The 19,802-nt window shown below is 39.1% G+C and carries 21 protein-coding genes and 3 tRNA genes; 9 read left to right on the top strand and 15 right to left on the bottom strand.

Translation table 11 applies throughout. The features are described 5' to 3' along the window. Positions 1–18 precede the first annotated feature (18 nt). Positions 19–1,044: a LacI family DNA-binding transcriptional regulator gene (locus DEU42_RS00460; RefSeq protein ID WP_114756312.1), complete on the bottom strand. Its 1,026-nt coding sequence runs from the start codon at positions 1,042–1,044 to the stop codon at positions 19–21. A 286-nt stretch (positions 1,045–1,330) separates the two neighbouring features. Here DEU42_RS00460 and DEU42_RS00455 point away from each other — a divergent pair, with 286 nt between their 5' ends. Continuing rightward, positions 1,331–2,071, top strand: a complete 741-nt coding sequence (locus tag DEU42_RS00455) for a ferritin-like domain-containing protein (RefSeq protein ID WP_199509027.1) — start codon at positions 1,331–1,333, stop codon at positions 2,069–2,071. A gap of 21 nt (positions 2,072–2,092) precedes the next feature. Next, positions 2,093–2,899 carry a ferritin-like domain-containing protein gene (locus tag DEU42_RS00450; protein WP_114756310.1) on the top strand — a complete coding sequence of 269 codons (807 nt, stop codon included), beginning with the start codon at positions 2,093–2,095 and terminating at the stop codon, positions 2,897–2,899. 53 nt (positions 2,900–2,952) lie between these two features. Here DEU42_RS00450 and DEU42_RS00445 read toward each other — a convergent pair whose 3' ends face one another. From DEU42_RS00445 to DEU42_RS00435, 3 genes are all read right to left on the bottom strand, one after another. Beyond that, entirely contained in the window at positions 2,953–3,552 is a 600-nt protein-coding gene (locus DEU42_RS00445) for a hypothetical protein (protein WP_114756309.1), read from the bottom strand. A gap of 147 nt (positions 3,553–3,699) precedes the next feature. Next, positions 3,700–3,781: transfer RNA gene (locus tag DEU42_RS00440), tRNA-Leu, on the bottom strand. A 157-nt stretch (positions 3,782–3,938) separates the two neighbouring features. Continuing rightward, positions 3,939–4,020: transfer RNA gene (locus DEU42_RS00435), tRNA-Leu, on the bottom strand. Between the two features lie 144 nt (positions 4,021–4,164). Between DEU42_RS00435 and DEU42_RS00430 the strand changes: the two genes are divergently transcribed. From DEU42_RS00430 to DEU42_RS00410, 5 genes are all read left to right on the top strand, one after another. Continuing rightward, positions 4,165–5,553 carry a dipeptidase gene (locus DEU42_RS00430; protein ID WP_114756308.1) on the top strand — a complete coding sequence of 463 codons (1,389 nt, stop codon included), beginning with the start codon at positions 4,165–4,167 and terminating at the stop codon, positions 5,551–5,553. Positions 5,554–5,779: 226 nt separating this feature from the next. Continuing rightward, complete coding sequence (locus DEU42_RS00425; RefSeq protein WP_114756307.1) at positions 5,780–6,151, top strand: BlaI/MecI/CopY family transcriptional regulator; 372 nt, start codon at positions 5,780–5,782, stop codon at positions 6,149–6,151. A 34-nt stretch (positions 6,152–6,185) separates the two neighbouring features. Beyond that, positions 6,186–8,117: a M56 family metallopeptidase gene (locus DEU42_RS00420; protein WP_114756306.1), complete on the top strand. Its 1,932-nt coding sequence runs from the start codon at positions 6,186–6,188 to the stop codon at positions 8,115–8,117. 184 nt (positions 8,118–8,301) lie between these two features. Further along, complete coding sequence (locus DEU42_RS00415) at positions 8,302–9,246, top strand: M56 family metallopeptidase (RefSeq protein WP_114756305.1); 945 nt, start codon at positions 8,302–8,304, stop codon at positions 9,244–9,246. Positions 9,247–9,371: 125 nt separating this feature from the next. Then, on the top strand, positions 9,372–10,472 hold the full coding sequence (locus DEU42_RS00410; RefSeq protein WP_114756304.1) for a DUF4407 domain-containing protein: 1,101 nt from the start codon (positions 9,372–9,374) through the stop codon (positions 10,470–10,472). A gap of 43 nt (positions 10,473–10,515) precedes the next feature. On the opposite strand, the gene DEU42_RS00405 is transcribed toward DEU42_RS00410, so the two are convergent. From DEU42_RS00405 to DEU42_RS00385, 5 genes are all read right to left on the bottom strand, one after another. Next, positions 10,516–10,944: a 3-hydroxyacyl-ACP dehydratase FabZ family protein gene (locus DEU42_RS00405; RefSeq protein WP_114756303.1), complete on the bottom strand. Its 429-nt coding sequence runs from the start codon at positions 10,942–10,944 to the stop codon at positions 10,516–10,518. Positions 10,945–10,959: 15 nt separating this feature from the next. Further along, positions 10,960–11,694, bottom strand: a complete 735-nt coding sequence (locus tag DEU42_RS00400; protein WP_114756302.1) for a PH domain-containing protein — start codon at positions 11,692–11,694, stop codon at positions 10,960–10,962. A gap of 61 nt (positions 11,695–11,755) precedes the next feature. Further along, positions 11,756–12,124: an MmcQ/YjbR family DNA-binding protein gene (locus DEU42_RS00395; protein WP_114756301.1), complete on the bottom strand. Its 369-nt coding sequence runs from the start codon at positions 12,122–12,124 to the stop codon at positions 11,756–11,758. A gap of 72 nt (positions 12,125–12,196) precedes the next feature. Continuing rightward, positions 12,197–12,547: a DUF4260 domain-containing protein gene (locus DEU42_RS00390; RefSeq protein WP_114756300.1), complete on the bottom strand. Its 351-nt coding sequence runs from the start codon at positions 12,545–12,547 to the stop codon at positions 12,197–12,199. Then, positions 12,544–13,296 carry a cyclase family protein gene (locus DEU42_RS00385; RefSeq protein WP_114756299.1) on the bottom strand — a complete coding sequence of 251 codons (753 nt, stop codon included), beginning with the start codon at positions 13,294–13,296 and terminating at the stop codon, positions 12,544–12,546. The genes DEU42_RS00390 and DEU42_RS00385 overlap by 4 nt, the downstream gene beginning before the upstream one ends. A 78-nt stretch (positions 13,297–13,374) precedes the next feature. Between DEU42_RS00385 and DEU42_RS00380 the strand changes: the two genes are divergently transcribed. Next, positions 13,375–14,274: a hypothetical protein gene (locus DEU42_RS00380; protein WP_147278028.1), complete on the top strand. Its 900-nt coding sequence runs from the start codon at positions 13,375–13,377 to the stop codon at positions 14,272–14,274. Here DEU42_RS00380 and hemW read toward each other — a convergent pair. From hemW to ruvC, 3 genes are all read right to left on the bottom strand, one after another. Then, on the bottom strand, positions 14,271–15,398 hold the full coding sequence (gene hemW, locus DEU42_RS00375) for a radical SAM family heme chaperone HemW (RefSeq protein ID WP_114756297.1): 1,128 nt from the start codon (positions 15,396–15,398) through the stop codon (positions 14,271–14,273). The genes DEU42_RS00380 and hemW overlap by 4 nt on opposite strands. A gap of 76 nt (positions 15,399–15,474) precedes the next feature. Then, complete coding sequence (locus DEU42_RS00370; RefSeq protein ID WP_114756296.1) at positions 15,475–16,359, bottom strand: DUF6252 family protein; 885 nt, start codon at positions 16,357–16,359, stop codon at positions 15,475–15,477. A gap of 41 nt (positions 16,360–16,400) precedes the next feature. Further along, the gene (ruvC, locus tag DEU42_RS00365; protein ID WP_114756598.1) at positions 16,401–16,955 is read right to left on the bottom strand and encodes a crossover junction endodeoxyribonuclease RuvC; all 555 of its coding nucleotides are present in this window, start codon (positions 16,953–16,955) and stop codon (positions 16,401–16,403) included. Between the two features lie 23 nt (positions 16,956–16,978). On the opposite strand from ruvC, the gene DEU42_RS00360 reads away from it, so the two are divergent. Then, positions 16,979–17,926, top strand: a complete 948-nt coding sequence (locus DEU42_RS00360; RefSeq protein WP_255418229.1) for a lysylphosphatidylglycerol synthase domain-containing protein — start codon at positions 16,979–16,981, stop codon at positions 17,924–17,926. On the opposite strand, the gene DEU42_RS00355 is transcribed toward DEU42_RS00360, so the two are convergent. The 3 genes from DEU42_RS00355 to DEU42_RS00345 all read right to left on the bottom strand — a co-directional run bounded on the left by DEU42_RS00355 (position 17,904) and on the right by DEU42_RS00345 (position 19,740). Next, positions 17,904–18,380, bottom strand: a complete 477-nt coding sequence (locus DEU42_RS00355) for a hypothetical protein (RefSeq protein WP_114756294.1) — start codon at positions 18,378–18,380, stop codon at positions 17,904–17,906. The two genes, DEU42_RS00360 and DEU42_RS00355, sit on opposite strands and share 23 nt — an antisense overlap. A 235-nt stretch (positions 18,381–18,615) precedes the next feature. Beyond that, a tRNA-Asp gene (locus DEU42_RS00350) sits at positions 18,616–18,692 on the bottom strand. Between the two features lie 121 nt (positions 18,693–18,813). Further along, complete coding sequence (locus DEU42_RS00345) at positions 18,814–19,740, bottom strand: DUF58 domain-containing protein (RefSeq protein WP_114756293.1); 927 nt, start codon at positions 19,738–19,740, stop codon at positions 18,814–18,816. Between the last annotated feature and the right edge of the window lie 62 nt (positions 19,741–19,802).

Below are 19,802 nucleotides of genomic sequence, written 5' to 3'. Positions count from 1 at the left end.
CGCATAGCGGAGCTTTTTTTATAATTTCTTTGTTGACTCTCTTTGTCGCAACTCGGTTTTAATAACCTTAGTTACATATTCCGGTGCTTCTTCAGATTTATCTTCTAACCTATCAATAAGCATTTCGGCAGCAGCCTGACCAATTTCCGGTGCGTGCTGACTAACGGTAGAAAGACTTGGCGTAAGTCGTTTCGACCAAACCCCGTCTGCAAAACCTATTATCTGAACATCCTCAGGAATTTTCAATCCTTTTTTAATAGCAAATTTCATTGCCATTACCGAAGCATGCTCATCAAGAGCGAATATGCCATCAATAGATTTTGTATCGAACAGTACCTTAAGTTTTTCATCAAACTCATCTGTATTATCTGTGTGGATCATTATTTCAGGATTCAGTGAGTAGCCATTATCTTTTAATGCCTTTTCATAACCCTGCATACGAAGCTTTCCAACACTTAGGTTGTCTATGGTAGAAAGCAAAGCTATATTTTTACATTTTAGTTTTATAAGATGTGTAGTACCATCTACAGCCGAATCAAAATCATCCACAATAACCTTATCACAATTCACCTCATCTGATATCCTGTCGAACATCACAATAGGCAGATCATCGGCTATAGCTTCTTTAAAATGCTTGAATTCCTGTTCTTTCTGGGTTTCTTCCGAAATTGAAAGTATAAAACCATCTATAGTACCGTTACTAAGGATATCCATAGCATGTATTTCTTTTTCCAGAGACTCATTCGAAATACACGTAATTACATTATAGCCCCTGTCATTAGCAGCCTGTTCTATTCCACTAAATACTTTGGCAAAAAATGGATTCAGGATATTCGGAATGATAACCCCAATAGTTTTTGTTCTTTTATTTTTCAGGTTGACAGCAATATTGTTCGGCTTGTAATTTTTAAGCTTGGCAAACTCCTGCACTTTGATTTTTGTAGGCTCACTGATTTCAGGACTGTTACTCAATGCCTTAGAAACGGTAGACACCGATACGTTCAACTCTTTGGCAATTTGTTTTAATGTAGCTTTTTGTTTCATGGCCTCGAAATAGTTTTATAGTGTAAAGAAACAAAAAATTGATGATTTTTTTGTCTCTCGCTCGATATTACTCACAATTTACAAAAATTCTTTGCGAAAACGTTTTATTAAACAAATATATAGGTTTTATCTTAACAATTCCGCATAAGCACCTACCGTTTTTGCCAAATTAAAGTTAAATACCCCTATACAGATATCAGATCAAAACCATTTTAAGCAAACTTCCGTAGATATCTTAAAAACCCACCACACCTGCCATACTATTAACCTTTAAATCTTTAAGATTATGAAAAAAGTACAAGTTGAGGAAGTAAAACCACTGCATAGCAGAAGAAGCTTTCTTAGAATTAGCGGAATTGCCCTTGCAGGCGCAGGACTTGTAGTTGCCGGCTGTAGTAGCGATGATGACAAAGCTCCTGCAGACAATCAGGCCCCGGGAGTTAGAAACGGTGTTTTCGACCTTGGAGGAGGCGACCTTGGTATCCTGACCTATGCTTATGCACTGGAACAACTTGAGGCTGACTTTTACACGCGAGTAGTAAACAGCAACACCTTCGGAAGCACTTTTAATAGCGAAGAGCAGTCAGTACTTACCGACCTTTACCGCCATGAAGTAATACACAGAGAATTCTTTAAAGCTGCAATTTCAGGAGTTATCACAAACGAGAATCAGCTATTACCTGCATTGGAATTTGATTATGGATCATTAAGCTTTAGCAACAGAACACAGGTTTTGGCTACCGCCAAAACTCTTGAAGATACCGGAGTTGCTGCCTATAATGGAGCCGGAAGATATATTACTACACCGGACTATTTAGTACTTGCCGGTAAAATTGTATCCGTAGAAGCCAGGCATGCATCGGCCATCAGAAGCCTTATCAATCCCGGATCGACAGATTTTGCCGGAGACGATGTTGTAACCGCTTCTAATGGTTTAGGACAAGCCATCAAACCATCGGGTATTATCGCAGCTGTATCGGCACTCGATGTGATTCAGACACCATTTACAGCACAATTCTTACCATAATCAACTTAAAACCGATACATCATGAATATCATAAAATTTTTAGAGTCGTTTACTAACGAAGGTATGATAAACAGCCTTAACACTAAAGGCTCAAGAAGAGATAGCTTTACACAATTACAAAAAATGGGATCGGTTGCTGCGATGGCAGCTATACCATTTGGATTGTCAGCATTCTTAGCACCAGCTAAAGCAAATACCACAACAACATTTTTTGGACCGACAGAAACTCCTACCGAAGCTTTGCAATTAGCTCTTATACTTGAATATCTTGAGGATGAATTTTATGCAATGGCATTAGACTCAGGCATTATCCCTTCTGCCGATCAGGCTATAATTGCCCAGATTGCCAAACATGAGAATGCACACGTGAATTTCCTGAAATCTGCACTGGCTGATGCAGCTCCTGAAAAACCAACTTTTGATTTTACCGCAGGAGGAAATTTTGATCCTTTTAATGACTACCCTACCCTGCTTGCCTTAGCTCAGGCATTTGAAGACACAGGAGTTCGTGCCTACAAAGGACAAGCCGGTAATTTAATCTCTAACGGAGACTTACTAACAGCTGCCCTGCAGATACACTCTGTAGAAGCAATGCATGCCTCACAAATAAGAAGACTGAGAGGCCAGAAAGGATGGATTATAGGTAGCGACCGTGGAGGACTGCCCGATGCAGCCCAGGCTGTTTACACTGGTGAAGAAAATGTAATGCAGGCAGGATTTGACACCTCAATGGTTGGTAATTTTGGCTCAGGATCGGCTTCAGAATCATTTGACGAACCTATGACAGGAGCAGTCGCTACAAATATAGCCAGCTTGTTCATTGTATAATTATAGTTTTTGTATTAAAACAAAAGCAGCCCGATTATGGGCTGCTTTTGTGTTTATTTCGGGATAAGATTTTTCAATTCCTCGTGTATTCCACCCTCTTTACCAAAGCTCATAATGGCATCCATAGCCTGTTTCATGGTTATTACATGGTATTCTGCTTCAGCTTTTATAAGATACCTCACCTCTCCTGAATCAAGCCTTGGAGCACCTGCTATATATATGCTTAATATAGGTTCGTCCATGCTATTGGTAACAAATACCAGATCATAATGACAATCGTCCTTAAGCAGTATGGGTGTCCATGCGCTTTTTATAAAATCGCTTTCACCTGTCAGCTTGTACTTCATAATCTGTAACTGAGGCATAAAAAGATATATTTTCTCTTCTACTTTACTCCCCCAGTTACTTACAAAGCCCAACTTAAGCATTAAGCCCGCCAGATAACAGAATAAAAGTAATATAACAAGGCAAATTATTGTAACTGTAGCTTTTCCAAACAACGTACTGATACCAAAGACATTTCCGATATTCTCCCCTAAAGGAGCAAGTAAACCCAGGGCATGCTTAGCCACAATGATAAGAATGACTAACGGAATTAAAAGAAAAAGCCCTCCAACAACAACTGATTGTGTAGTTTTTCCGAATACAGACATACGATTTTAGATTAGGTTGGTACTGATTAAAGAACTTAAATCAAACCTAAAGTTATGGTTATTTCCTGAATTACAATCAGTAAGCCCTAAAATAAAATGGAAGCAGGCATAAAAAAAGCCTCTGAGACAACAGAGGCTTTTAAGCTGTGCGGGTGAAAGGACTCGAACCTTCACACCGTGAGGCACCAGATCCTAAGTCTGGCGTGTCTACCAATTTCACCACACCCGCAGGCTGTAATAAAACAGATATTGTTTCATTAAGAGGGTGCAAATATACGATTAGTTTTTAAACTTCAAAGAAAAAAGAAGGAAAGAAAGATATTTTTTCGCAAAGCAAAAATCAGGTCATAAAAAAAGCCTCTGAGACAACAGAGGCTTTTGAGATGTGCGGGTGAAAGGACTCGAACCTTCACACCGTGAGGCACCAGATCCTAAGTCTGGCGTGTCTACCAATTTCACCACACCCGCAGGCAGATAATAAAACTGATATTGTGTTTCATTATTACGGGTGCAAATATACGACTGTTTTTAAACTTTCAAAGTAAATTCAGGGAAAATTTAAAATTATTTTTTCCTTATTTTTGCCTGTAAATCGTATATCACTAATTTATAATGGATAACATAAAAAATTACGTTCAGGAAAATAAAGAAAGATTTTTGAATGAACTTATTGAGTTACTAAAAATACCATCGGTAAGTGCTGACAGCGCTTATTCGCAAGATGTAATAAATACTGCCGAAGCTGTAAAAGCAAGCCTTGAAAAAGCAGGTTGCGACAAAGTTGAACTTTGCGAAACTCCGGGTTACCCTATTGTTTATGCAGAAAAAACAATTGACCCTGCACTTCCTACCGTATTAGTATACGGACATTATGACGTTCAGCCGGCAGACCCAATCGAATTATGGACTTCTCCTCCATTTGAACCGGTTATCAAAACAACAGAACTTCACCCTGAGGGAGCCATATTTGCACGTGGCGCATGTGACGATAAAGGTCAAATGTATATGCATGTTAAGGCATTTGAATATATGATTGCAAACAACTGCCTGCCTTGTAACGTGAAATTCATGATCGAAGGAGAGGAAGAAGTAGGATCACCAAGCCTTAGCTGGTTCGTAGAGCGCAACCAGGAGAAACTGAAGAATGATGTTATTCTTATCTCTGATACAGGAATGATCTCTAACCAACAACCATCAATCACTACAGGCCTTCGCGGACTTAGTTATGTAGAGGTTGAAGTTACAGGCCCTAACCGCGACCTACACTCAGGTCTTTATGGTGGCGCCGTAGCTAACCCTATCAACATTCTGGCTAAGATGATCGCTCAGCTTCATGATGAGAACAACCACATCACTATACCGGGCTTCTACGACAGGGTTGAAGAACTTTCACGCGAAGAAAGAGATGAGATGGCTAAAGCACCTTTCTCTCTTGACGCTTACAAAAAAGCTCTTGATATAGAAGATGTATATGGCGAAGCTACCTACACAACTAACGAAAGAAACTCTATCCGTCCTACGCTTGACGTAAACGGTATTTGGGGTGGTTATACCGGAGAAGGTGCCAAAACCGTTATTGCAAGTAAAGCATTTGCTAAAATATCGATGCGTTTGGTTCCGGATCAGGACTGGAATGAAATCACAGAACTTTTCACAAAACACTTCATAAGCCTTGCGCCTAAAGGAATAAAAGTAAAAGTTACACCTCACCACGGTGGTCAGGCTTATGTTACTCCTATTGACAGCATAGGTTACAAAGCCGCAGCTGCTGCTTATGAAGAAAGCTTTGGCATTAAGCCAATTCCGGTACGTTCAGGAGGAAGTATTCCTATCGTTGCCCTTTTCGAAAAAGAACTTAAGAGCAAAACCATCATGATGGGCTTTGGCCTTGACAGTGATGCCATCCACTCGCCTAACGAGCACTACGGTATCTTTAACTACATGAAAGGTATTGAAACCATTCCGTTATTCTACAAGCATTTTACTGAAATGTCGAAATAGTTGACAGTTATAAGTTTACTGTTTACAGTCAAAAATCCGCCCATTGTGGCGGATTTTTTTATACCCTTATTTATCCCAAAAGCTCTTTATTTATTGGTGTTATAAAAACCAACTATTTAACAACAAACTGAAAAACATCAACTTACCATACATTTTTAGTTAAAAAAAGTTGCAGGTGTTATTTTTTATTCTACATTTGTAGAAACAACTCTAAACTTGTAGAGCAATGCAGTTAACAAAAACAGAAGAACAGTTAATGGAATTTCTCTGGACACAGGAAAAAGCCTTTATGAAAGATTTACTGGAAATGTTTCCTGACCCCAAACCGGCCACAACAACAGTTGCCACCTTATTAAAGCGAATGTCTGAAAAAGGCTTTGTAGGATATAAGGAATATGGGAAATTGAGAGAATATTATCCGTTGGTAAAAAAGTCCGAATACTTTTCAAAACAGGTAAACGGAATGATAAAGAGTTTCTTCAATAACTCGGCAGCACAGTTTGCTTCTTTCTTTACAAAAGAAACCGACATGAGTGCTGATGAGCTGGAAGAACTGAGAAAGATCATCGATAAGGAGATTGCCAAAAAGCAACAGTGATAGCATCATAATAAACCAACCAAACCAACTAATTATGACAGACTTCCTTATAAAATCGACCGTTGCAATGGGAGTATTGCTTGGCCTCTACTATATTTTATTTGAAAGGGAAAAAATGCACTGTTTCAACAGGTTTTACCTGCTTAGCGCATTGGTTTTTTCTTTAGTACTGCCGTTTGTCACAATTCCTGTTTATGTTGAAGGAGAAGCTCCCATTCAGCCTTTACCGATGGAACAGGCTATGGAATTCAGGGAGCAACAAATGCCCGATAATACATTCGACACAAAAACTGCGACAGTACCACCTTCCCCTGTTGATATCAAAACAGCAACAGAACCTCAAATCGATTATTGGCCTTATTTAGGCTGGGGATTATACATAACCATTGTCCTTATACTCACCATAAGGTTTTTACTGAATATTTTACATTTTTATAATACCAAACGAAAAAATCTCACAGTAAGTTACAAAGGCACCAGCCTTGTTTTATTGAATTACAATGTAATGCCGCACACCTTTTTAGGTAACATTTATGTAGGCAAAGAGGAATATGACAATAAGCTTATTGCTACCGAACTTTTTACGCATGAGCTTGTTCATGTAAAACAGTTCCATACCCTAGATATTTTATTTATAGAAGCATTGAAAACCATATTCTGGTTCAATCCGCTACTATATTTTTATAAAAAAGCCATACAGCTCAACCATGAGTTCCTGGCCGACGAAAAAGTAATAGATGCTACAGCCAACACCACCTATTACCAAAACCTGCTACTGGAAAGAGCCAATGTTGGCAAGGCCTTTTCGTTAGCAAGCAACCTGAATTTTTCATTAACTAAAAAAAGATTCATTATGATGACCAAAACCACCAACCACACCAGGTCGATGATACTGAAACTGACATCATTGCCAATACTTGCGGGACTTATTTATTTTTTAAGCACCGAAACTGTTGTTCTTGCAAAACCGGCAGACAACAGAATACCTGAACTAGCACCTGTTCCTGAAACTGTAATTCCGGCATCCGATACAGCTACAATCCCACAGGCTGATAGCGTAAAACAACAATCTGAAACAATAAAACCATCTACATCAGACCCTGAGTCACGAAAAAACGAGTACTATAAAGGTGTCCGTATAATTATTGAAGATGCACAAAGAGGGAAGTATATAGACCTGCCTTACGAGAGACTTACTGCCGAAGACAGAAAATATTACCTGCCTGAAGCACCTGATAAAAAAGGAAAAGCAAAGGGTATTCAGGAAGCGGATTACAACTATTCCCTGTACAAGCTTTATGAAGAAAAGCAGAACGTTCAGTATTTTATTGATGACAAAAAAGTAACCCGTGAGGAGGTTCTGAAATATAAAAAGGAAGATTTTGCAACTTTTGCTGCTAAATCTTCTGGGATGAAAATTGTAAACGGAAAACCTGAAGGTAATCACAAAAGTTTCTTCTACACCTATCCTTTTTACGAAAAAAACCTGAAAAATATTAACGATCATTACCCCGATAAAAGCCTTAAGATCAATCTTACCGCAAAAGCAGAACCTTATAAATCGGATTTTGCCGATGAAGCCAAAGCAACAGGAAAAACAGAATTGCAAATAAGCGAAGAAAGGGAAAAGAAAGAACTTGAGGCTGATACCTATAACACGGTTGAAGACAGAAAAAATCAGCAACGTTATTTCTACCCCCGCTTCTCCGGAGGTAAAGAAGAATTTGACCAATACCTGACTAAAAATTTAGAGCTTCCTGAAAGATATAAAGACAAGGAACTTTCAATTCACTTTACGGTAAATACAGATGGTAAACTGTCAGACGTATGGATTCCGGGCGAAAAAGACGAACAATTCCTCAACGAAGTAAAAAGAGTAATAGAGAACTCTCCGGCATGGATTCCGTCACAAAAGGATGGACAGGCACTAAGAGTTGGATTTTCGGCCGACTACCCTGTTAAATAATAAACCAACCTACCAATTCATATTCTTTAATTCGATTAGTTTTTGGGAGACTACCGATCCGCCTGAAAGGGCGGGTTACCCTCCCTAATGAATGATTAAAATGTAAAATTATGACAGACTTCAAACAGGAAATAATAGTACAACAACCATATTATGCTGTTTGTATGCAACCGGGAACTTACTGATGCTCTTTCGTTTTGTAAAGAACATAAAGGCCATCCGTTCATCTGTCAACAGCAACAAAAGACTATCGCTTAAAAACGCCAGCCTTGTACTAGTTGATGCTAAGATTCTCCCTCATACATTTATGAAATATATTTTTGTAAATAAAGATGAATATGAAAACAGGGAACTGGAAAAAGAATTCTTTACACACGAACTGGCTCATGTAAATCAACTGCATACTCTTGATGTTATTTTTGTTGAACTGATCAAAGCTTTTTACTGGTTTAATCCGCTAATTTATTTTTACAAGAAAGCCATTCAGCTCAACCATGAATTTTTAGCCGACGAAAATGTCCTGAAAAACCATAAACAGGTAATTACCTATCAAAATTTACTTCTAAGCAAAGCTTCCGGCAAACAACCTATTACCCTTGCCAGTAGCCTAAACTTTTCTCTAACCAAAAAAAGATTTGTTATGATGACTAAAACCACCAACCGATTTCTTGCAACATTTAAACAAGCTGTTATCTTACCTGTAATTGCAGGACTTCTTTTAGTATCCTGCGTAGATACTCCTGAAGAGAAGAAAGAAAGCCTGCACCTGCCCAAATCAAAATCCAGAACGGTAGTTCAATCCAATGAAGACACTTACAATGCAGCGGCACTGAACACTCAACCCGAATATCCCGGCGGAATGCAGGCGTTTTATGCACAGGTTATGAAGAACTTTCAGATACCTGAGATTGACCATGACCTTACAGCTAAGATATATGTATCCTTTGTTGTTGAGAAAGATGGGGCAATAACAGATATAAAAATACTGAGAGACCCCGGTTATGGTTTAGGAGATGAAGCCAAGCGTGTACTGGAACTGGACGACACAAAATGGAAACCGGGCATACTTAATGGAAAACCTGTAAGAGCTTCTTTTAACCTCCCTATAACAATCAACGTAAAAAGCTAAACTCAATCCGCCCAAGAGGCGGATTTTTCTTACTCCTAAAGTTAAACACATCAGCCGTTTATACCATAGTATCAAAAAACACGTTACCTTTGTAAACATCATCATCATCAAAAAACAAAATCAATATGTTAAAGCGTTTTTTTATCACCTGTTCAGGGGTCGACAAAGACCTCGTGTACACCTGCTCTAACGGCGAGCAGAACAAATATGCCGGAATAGGCGCCACCGTTTTCTTTACTGCACTCATGGCATGGCTGGCCTCTTCTTATGCCCTTTACACTGTTTTTGACAATGTATACACAGCAACCTTTTTTGGATTTGTATGGGGCTTACTCATCTTCAACCTCGACAGGTTTATAGTTTCTACCATACGTAAGCGAAATAAGTTCGGGCAGGAATTCCTGCAGGCTACACCACGTATCGTGCTTGCCATGATTATTGCCATTGTAATCTCCAAACCCCTTGAGATAAAGATCTTCCAGAAAGAGATTGATACCGTTCTGCTTAAAGAGAAGAACGAACTGGCTATGGCCAATAAAAAACAGGTTGCCAATTACTTCAAAGGTGACCTGGACAAGAACAAGGCAGAGATTGATAACCTTAAAAACGCGATTACCAAAAAGGAAAAAGAGGTAAACGACCTTTACAGCACTTATATTACTGAAGCTGAAGGAACAAAAGGCACGATGAAGTTGGGCAAAGGTCCGGTGTATAAAGAAAAACGGGACAAACACGATGCTGCCTTAGCAGAGCTTGACACCCTGAGAAAAACCAATCAGGCGAAAATTTCTACTCTGGAAAAAGATGCTTCTACCCTAAAAAACAATCAAGATAAGAAGGTAACAGAAACGCAGCCTATCATTGATAGCTTTGACGGACTCATGGCACGTATCAATGCGCTGAATAAATTACCGTGGCTGCCTTCGTTCTTTATTATGTTATTGTTCCTCGCGATTGAGACCTCGCCTATTATTGCCAAGCTGCTTTCGCCAAAAGGAGAATATGATCTCAAACTGGAAGATACCGAAATGGCCCTTGCCACTAATCTGGCACAAAACAATTATCAGCGTGAACTGATGCGCACTACCGATGCCGGCATTTATGACGATGTATATGCCGAAATAAGGGATGACCGCGGCCTTTATACCTACAAGAAGAAAAAAGCTCTGGAACTGCTCGAAATGCAGGCCGACAGTTTTTCAAACAAACAAAAGAATGTGATGTAAATAGAAAGTCCCCGCTGTGCGGGGACTTTCTATTTTAAATCTGCTACATTGCAGATGTATCTATCTTTATGCTAAGCCAGGCGGCTTCGAGTATCAGTTCATCGTTTACATAAGCCCTGCCTTCCTGTTTTACCATTTTAGCGCTAAGCCTTACATTTTTTATAACGTACTTTATCTGTTCGTTGTAATGCACACCTTTATAAAACTGCGCTGTTTCGATATGGGCAAGGGCAAAAACACCTTCGGCTACACCAAGCAGACGTACTCCGGCACCACCACACTGCGCCATCGATTCTAAAATTATAGTCCCCGGAATAAAATCAAAGCCCGGAAAACTGCCTTTCAGCAAAGCGTTATCCTTATCATTAAATGTCATAACTCCTACTATCTCTTCGTTGCTGATGGAAAGTATCTCCTCAACAAACAGGAAAGGAGCACGATGCGGAATAAGATCTTCAATTGCTTTGCTCATAATGATTATTTTAAATTACAGGTACGCCAGTATCTCTTTTTTAAAGGCATCATATTCACCCTGAAGGATAAGGCCGTTATCCAATAGTTTTTTATAGTTTTGAAGTTTATCAAACAGTTCTTCTTTACTTAGTTCGCTAAGTGCTTTGTCTTTGCTGCTTTTTTCTTCAGCTACGGGTGCAGGCTCGCTGTAAGCCGGAGCTACAGGCTGCGGCAGCGGACTGATGATTTCAGCATAATCGTTTACTTCTTCGGTTTCAACTTCTTCAACCTCTTCTACTTCCTCAGCAACAGGTGGGTGTTGCTCCGCAGAAAGCTCAGCAAAGAAAGTTTCAGGTTTTGCCGGTGCAGCTGCTTCTTTAAGATCCTCCAACTGTTCCTTAGCAAAAGTATTGATCTTTCTTGCCTGAATCTTTGGTATATAATCAATTGAAACGGTCAGGTCAGTATTAGTATTGAATGAGAATTCAGAACCAAGTATATTTTCTTTTACGAAAGTAGCAGTGATAATACTCCAGCTAAAATCAGTAAAATCCATAGACAGGCCAAGATTCTTTGGCTTACACAGGATGATCCTTTTGTTGGTAAGCACTATACTGTCAGGAAAAACAGTAATAGCAGGCTTCTTCTGAACCCCGATATAACCTATCTCCTCACCCCTCATAAGGATGTCGTTAAGTTTAGATGTGATTTTCTCAACTGCTTTAGGATCCTGCTCTTCGTTCAGGAAGTTTTTTATATGCTCTTTCATATTGTTTACAAAGTAATTACGGGCTCAAAGTTACAAAGCCGAATATTAATTTACTAATAAATTATTGCTGTTCAGCAATTTCTGCCTGAAGCTTTTTCGTAAGGCTTTTAAAAACCAAATCGTAAGAATGATCTATCAGTTCTCTGAACATTTTTTCAGGAACATCACCCTCAACGGTAACGGTATTCCAGTGTACCTTGCTCATATGATAACCCGGTTCGATAGCTTCATATTGCGCACGAAGTTCCAGCGCCCTGTCGGGATCGCATTTAAGGTTAACCGATGCCTCCCCCTTTTCCCATTGTGATAATGAAGAAAGTGCAAACATTTTACCTCCTACCTTAAATACCAATGTATCCTCATCAAACGGAAAATGTTCAGTAACGCCTTTTTTGGCAAGGCAGTAATCGTAAAAAGCTTGTATATTCATTTTTTAAAAAGTTACTGAGGAGCTTAGATCCTTATATCTTACGTCTCGCATCTATTATCTCGCTACTCAATTCTATTTCCCTATCTCTCCCAAATGCGTAAACTTAAATCCTTGTTCTAATTTGAGTCCATATCCAAACATCCTGTCCATGCTGGAATGTGCAAACAGTATCACTCCCGCTAACTGAACTACCTCATTACTCAGGTATATCCCCAAAAGATATACACCAATAGCTAACGCCCTGTGATGCGCAATATTATAACACCACGCTCCCACTTTATTACCGAAAACATACCCTATCATGGAAAGATCGGGAACCAAAAGCAAAGCAGCAAACCACCACCATGCATAACCAAGCTGGCTGAAAAGGTATATTCCTAAGCCAAACAATAAGGCTTCTTCCAATTGTATCAGTTTTTTCATGAGAGTTTGTATAAAACTGGTTTACTCGGACTCGCATCGTTCTCAAAAGAAGCGATCTGAAGGTTTAGTAGATAACTGCCGTCTTTAACTTCGTCATTTACATATACCATTTCGGTAATGGTAGCATCATGTCTGGCATCAGCATTCAGGTTGTTGATGTCTTTTACATCCCAGAAGGCTTTATGAGAAACCAGTCTCCCTTCATCACTTTCCCTGTCTACACTTGGCATATCTATCAGCAGGTGCTTTATACCGCATTCGCGGATAAATGTTGCTGCCGCTTCTTCCAGATAAGGCGGATTGGTATTACTATAATTCTTTGATGTTTTGCTGCTATCATTAGGAAGCGTACGTATAACTATCGCTTCAGGAGTTTTGCCACTAAGAGCTTTTTCGACCTGGGCTTTGGTAATTACAAAATCTTCTCCCTGTGCTTCCGGCTGAACAGATACCAGTTCTGCCCTAAAAAAGAACTGTTTCAGTGCTTGGTTCACGCTATAGAAATCACGCGTAATATGCCCCAGGCATTCGGTATGTGTACCATGCCCGTGTGGATTGAAAAAGATGTTATTGAAATTGGTCGAAGAGCCTTCGCTTACCTTCCCTACCCAATCGCCCATTTTTACAGGCTCAATAACCGGCTTATCGATATACCAGGCTATTGGGTTCTTTTCATCGTTAGTAAGCGGAATTGAAATATCTATAGGTTGAGAAAAGTTTACAGTAAAACCTTCAATGGTTGCCAGCATATTTTTTATTTACAAAATAAAGAAATAGATTCATATAATTCCGAAATGTATGTATTATTGCTGAAAAATTTCCCTAACATGCAAAAAAGCCAGGACGGCACCATTTACCCCATAGAATTTATGAGGATAGCCGGTGTAATACTTATCACATTTACCCACATAAGACATGATTTTACAGAGGGAACTACTTTTTTCATACTGGAAACATTACCACGCTACGGAACATTACTTCTCTCTATAATTTCAGGCTATCTTTTTTGCATGAATCCGCTACAGGGAAATTTATTGACGAAAAAAATAAAAAGCCTGCTTATACCATACCTGATAGCCAATCTGGCAGTAATCCTTCCTGTTTTATTAGCTAAAAGTTTTGGTTTCGATTACCTGAACAGGCTTAGTTTCGATTATACATTATTAACTGAAGGGCTATTCTCTTTACACTCTCCTCCGGTAAACCCTCCTACCTATTTTATCAGGGATTTGTTCATTATTTTTTGCCTTATATCCATTACGCGGAAAAATTTCCTGGCGCTACTTTTTATCGTGCCTCTCCTAGCGTTCGGTATGCTGCTGTTACGTTGGGATATTGCTTTTTTATTCCTGGCCGGGTTTCTGATACGTAAATTCAATATCGAAAATCAAAACAAACTGATTATTAATTCAATAGGAGCAATAGCTTTGGCTATTGGGATATTCTTCTTAAAAGAAAACAGCTTTAGGTACATTATTGCCGTGCTGTTTTTCCTGAATTTTATTACCCTTAAATTTACTTTTGTAAAAACAGGGGGCTATACTTATTTACTACATTTATATCATTCTCCTATCATTGTATTTCTGTTCCCTATACTACACAGAATTTATCCTGAGCCATACTTTGAGATTGTTGCCCAAATAACACTTGCCGTAATGGTAAGTTATATCGCCTGGATAATTATCAAAAAATTAAATTGGGGGTTTATGGTCGGTAACAGGCTCTAAGCCACATAAAACAGATCAGACGCAATACCATCAGCCAAAAACTTTCCTTCACGGGTAGTTTTAATGATTCCATTGTCGTTTACCAATAGTCCCTGCACTATAAACTTCGTTGCTTCGAGGATTAGATGATCACTAAATAGTTTACCCAATTCATCGTGTACCCTTTGTAGCGACACGCCCCAAATGGTGCGCAGACCGGTCATTACATATTCATTATACCTGTCGGCAGGACTTAGTTTTTCGGTTTCGGTAGGAAGTTTATTTCCTTCAATCCCTTTCAGGTATAGTGAATTATTTGCTATGTTCCACCTTCGGTGTGTTCCGTCATAACTATGCGCGGAAGGCCCAATACCGATATACTTTTTCCCAAGCCAGTATGCCGTATTGTTCCTTGAGAAATACCCTTCCTTGCCAAAGTTAGACAACTCATAATGCACAAAACCATTCGCCTGAAGTACATCAACCAATAACAAAAAGTGCTCGTGCGAAACCTCTTCGCTTGGAGCGGCAATCTCACCTTTTTTCACGAATTTATCCAACGCGGTCTTAGGTTCAACTGTGAGCGCATAACTGGAAATATGAGGCACGCCAAAAGACAACGCTTTGTTTATATTATGCAACCAGCGTTCGTTGGTCATACCCGGAACACCATAAATGAGGTCGATAGAAATATTATCAAAATACTTTACTGCTTCGGCAAGGCAAGCTTCGGCTTCGGCTGCATTGTGGGCACGGTTCATCATTTTAAGATCATCCTCAAAAAAAGACTGTATCCCGATACTCAAACGATTAATCGGACTTCTGGACAGTTCAATGATTCGGTCATTGGACAAATCATCAGGATTGGCTTCAAGCGTTATTTCGGGGTTACCGGTAACCTGATAGTTTTGGTAAACAGCGTCAATTAATATCTCTATTTCTGCGTTGGTAAGTACCGATGGTGTTCCTCCACCAAAATAAATAGTTTCAACTATGTCGGCGGCAAACTCATTTTTGCGCATGACGATTTCTTTGGCCAAAGCCAAGATCATATCGTCTTTCTTTTTCATAGATGTTGAAAAATGAAAATCACAATAATGACACGCCTGCCTGCAAAAAGGAATGTGTATGTATATACCCGCCATACTGCAAAGCTACAACGATTTTACAGAAAATAACAAAGGCCTGCTTTCGCAGGCCTCATAAATCTATATAAGACTATTAATAATTTATATAAGCTTGTTTAAATGTCCCATTCTGAACTATTATCGTAGCTCCTGTTTCAGGATGTTCGGCAGTAAAGCTGAATGTTCCTGATATAATCGTTAACTGAGAACCTACAGTTTTTTCAGTGATGTTCATCGTTCCTGTCGTAGTAATGTATTCAACATCTACATTTTCCTGAGTATCATACACAAATAGTTTCATTTTATTTGGTGAATCAGCTGTTCCAAATGTATGAGCTCCAGTAGTAGTATCCTGATGATTAGTTACGATTCCGATAGTGTATTTAGTATCGTTAGAAGCGTTAAGTGTAAGGTTTTCACCTGAAAAGAAACCACCTTCCTGATCACCGTCACTATCATGCCATTCCGCTCCATTTACAGTTGCTGAAACTCCTAAGCCTGAGATCTGTGGCGTCACCTGAGTATAAGCAACTTTAAAACTTCCTTCTACAGTAGAAAAAGCAGAGGTTATATCGTATTCTTCATCAAATACTTTTCCTGAGAAATTAACCTCAACGGTTTTGTTAGCCTCATCAATAGCTACTAATTCAAAAGTAAAATAATTTGATTTGAAATAGTGGTAGCTTGTCCTCCACGGAATTTCAAAATCATTCGCCATAGTAGAAGCATCACCCAGATTACCCCACTGGTTAAAGGTAAAATGTATTACTCTTCCATTTGCGGCAGTTCCCTGAACCTCAAAGCTGCTTTCACTTCTTGCAGCTATCCAGGTTGTAACATTTTGTTCCTCCCCGTCGATGGTGTATTCAAAAAATTCTTCACCGGAAGGATTGTTTACAGGATTACTGTCATCAGACGAACACGATACAGCGAAAGCAGACAAAAACAGCACTAATGCCGCATGTTTAAGTTTTTTCATAAAAAATAAATTGGTATTTGGTCAATTTAACACAAATATATTTATTTTTTAACACGATTTTCATTTTGTTTCACAAAAGCGTCCCAACCACTATAACTTTTTCCGGCTACAATTTTTCCGGAGTTAAAGAAATGACACACAGCCGCAGCAAGCCCGTCGGTACTATCAAGGTTTTTTGGAAGCTCTTTTAAACCCAAAAGTTGTTGCAGCATTTTTGCTACCTGTTCCTTACTGGCATTACCATTACCGGTAATAGCCATTTTTATCTTTTTAGGTTCATATTCGGTAATAGGTATCTGACGTGAAAGTCCGGCAGCCATAGCAACCCCCTGCGCCCTGCCAAGCTTTAGCATAGATTGTACGTTCTTTCCGAAGAAGGGCGCTTCAATAGCAATTTCATCCGGATGATGAGTTTCTATAAGCTCTATGGTGCGCTCAAAAATGACCCTGAGTTTTATATAATGATCTTCATACTTATGCAGTTGGAGTTCGTTCAGCTGAAGGAATTCCATTTTCTTATTAATAACCTTTATAAGGCCGAAACCCATAATGGTTGTCCCCGGATCTATACCTAATATAATGCGTTCGTTTGCCAATGTATTTTCTTTACTTTTGCAGCATGTCTGCCACACGCAAAGCTAAACAATTCCTCGTTGCCATAGTCAAACTTTTGATCGTGAGCGGAGTATTTTATTTTATCTACGATAAACTATCCCAAAACAATAACCTTGACTGGAGCCTACTTTTAGAAACACTAAAACAGAAAGATTCGTTTTTGATAGTCGGTTTACTATTAATCCTAACCTTTTTAAACAGGTTTCTGGAAATCATCAAATGGCAGAATCTGGCATCAGTAATACTCCCTATTTCACTGGGTCGTTCCGCTAAAGAAGTCCTTGCCGCTGTTACCGTCGCTCTTTTTACACCAAACGGCATAGGCGAATATGCCGCTAAAGCCATGTATTATAAAAAAGATGAAGCAGGAGAGATCGTTTTCCTGAACCTGATATGCAATGGCATACAATTGATAATTGCTGTTATAGTGGGAATAACAGGCCTTTTTTATTTCAACTACAGCTATCCGGCACTATCAGGAAGTCTTGCCTTTGGCATATTAGGCGCAGTAGTTTTAATTCTTCTTATATTTTTCTCTTCCCGTAAGATCATTATTAAAGGCTACTCGCTACAAAGACTAGTCGAAAAAATAAACACCATGCCACATAAGGTACACCAAAAAAATATTGTTTTGGCAGTATTGCGTTACCTTACCATTATGCATCAGTATTATTTATTGTTTTTGCTATTCGGAATAACATTGCCTTACCCCATATTGATGGCAACCATTGCCGCTACCTATTTTTTAGGATCATCTATACCTAACCTGCAGTTTCTTGACTTTGCGGTAAAGGGTAGTGTATCCATCTTCTTTTTTGGAGCTTTAGGCGTAAATGAATGGATTGTGGTATTTTCCGCAACATTGATATGGCTGTTAAATACAGTTCTGCCAGTTATTGCAGGAAGTTATTATGTATTTACATTTAAACCTATTTCTGAACACTCAGAATAACAGGAAGCACAAACTGGGTTGTAACCGGAACCCCTTCTTTTTGTGCCGGCACTACCGGAGGAAAATTAACCAGCCTTTTTTTGATAAGACTGTCAATCTGCGCCATGTTATAATTTGGATTAGGTGGAAGCTGTGGCTCAAACCTTAATGTAGCGTTAGAAAACACTGTCACCTTTACCTGTATTGTATCAACTTCAGGGTACATAAGAGCAAGCGTATCGATATCCAGCTTTTTTTGAATCAGTAGTGTCATCTGCGCAAAAAAACAATCTTTTCGCATTTCCTTATCCGTTATGGCATCACATTCGGCTATGGTAGGATAACTACTTACCTCCTTCCAGTTAATCTCTTTAAGACGTTTTTGCAGCAGTTCTTCCTCATTAGGCACCTGACCGTCAAAGAAGCGACAGGAACAAAGCAAAATAAGAAAAGACAAGGCTGCAATTTTTTTCATCCGGCAGATAAGAGATATTGGTTAAGCCAAAAATAAGGAAAATTTCTTAAGGAGACGAATCAGAAAAACGAAGTATCCAAAAATCAAAAAAGCCCTCCAATTTAATGGAAAGCTTCTCATTCGGTCTAACTACTAAACCGTGTCACGCGGAGCGTGACGTAAACAACACAACTATCTTAAATACTTTAGGCGAAAAAAGCCCCGCAAATCTGCGAGGCTTTTTTTCCTTTTTAACTGGCGGTCTGGACGGGACTCGAACCCGCGACCCCATGCGTGACAGGCATGTATTCTAACCAACTGAACTACCAAACCAGCGTTTCAAATGTCCCTCGCAACTCGTGTTGTTTGTTTCATTATTACGAGTGCAAATATACGGCTGTTTTTGATATCTGCAAGTGTTTTTGCAATAATTTTTCGATTATTTTTTTGAGAATTATCCAAACTTTTGTTTCTCAACAAGGTACGTGGTTAAAATTTTTTCAAATTTTTCATCCACCGAAACCGGAACGTACTTAATTTTATACATCATGCAGGTTTCGGCTACCTTTTTAAAGTAGGCATCGGCCAATTTTTCGTATTCTTCCTTTACATTTTCTGCAAAAAGGTTCACTTCTTCCCCAGATTCAAGGTCAATAAATTTCCTTGGAGCATTATCAAAGTCAAAATTGAACTCCGTTTTTTTGTCGATTACATGAAAAAGCACCACTTTATGTTTATTGTGCTTTAAATGTTGCAGCGCATTAAACAGCGCTTCGTCATTTCCAGGCTGAAACATATCGGTAAATAAAATGATCATCGAACGACGATGCATCTTTTGTGCTATCTGGTGCAAAAAAGTTGTCGTATCTGTCGCTTTGCTCCTTCCGGGAGATTCCAGTATTCCCTCAAGCTTATTTAAAAGCATCCTGTGATGCCTTCCGCTTCCCTTTTCCGGAGCATAATACTCATAGGAGTCCGAATAAACACTCAGTCCTACTGCATCACGCTGATGTTTTAATAACTCCATAAGCACGGCAGACGCCAATACGGAAAAGCCTATCTTATTTTCATAGAACTGTTGCCCTGCTTTTAACTTAGGATAATGCATCGATGAGGAATTGTCTATGATGATATGACACCTCAGATTTGTTTCCTCTTCATAGCGCTTAGTATATAACCTGTCGGTACGGGCAAACAGCTTCCAGTCAATATGCCTGGTACTTTCACCGGGGTTATATACTTTGTGCTCTGCAAACTCTGAGGAAAACCCGTGAAACGGACTCTTGTGCATTCCTGAAATAAAACCCTCCACAATCTGGTTAGCTAACAGCTCCAGATGTGAAAAACTCGATATTTTTTCTAATTGGCCTTCTAACTTCATAATTCCAAATGTAAACAAAAAACCGCACAAAGCATTGTGCGGTTTTAGTATTTGCTATAGCC

It is taken from the genome of Flavobacterium sp. AG291 (genome assembly GCF_003350375.1).
Classification (GTDB): domain Bacteria; phylum Bacteroidota; class Bacteroidia; order Flavobacteriales; family Flavobacteriaceae; genus Flavobacterium; species Flavobacterium suzhouense.
The sequence above is the reverse complement of the archived record's forward strand: the minus strand, read 5'-3'. Positions and strand labels throughout refer to the sequence as shown.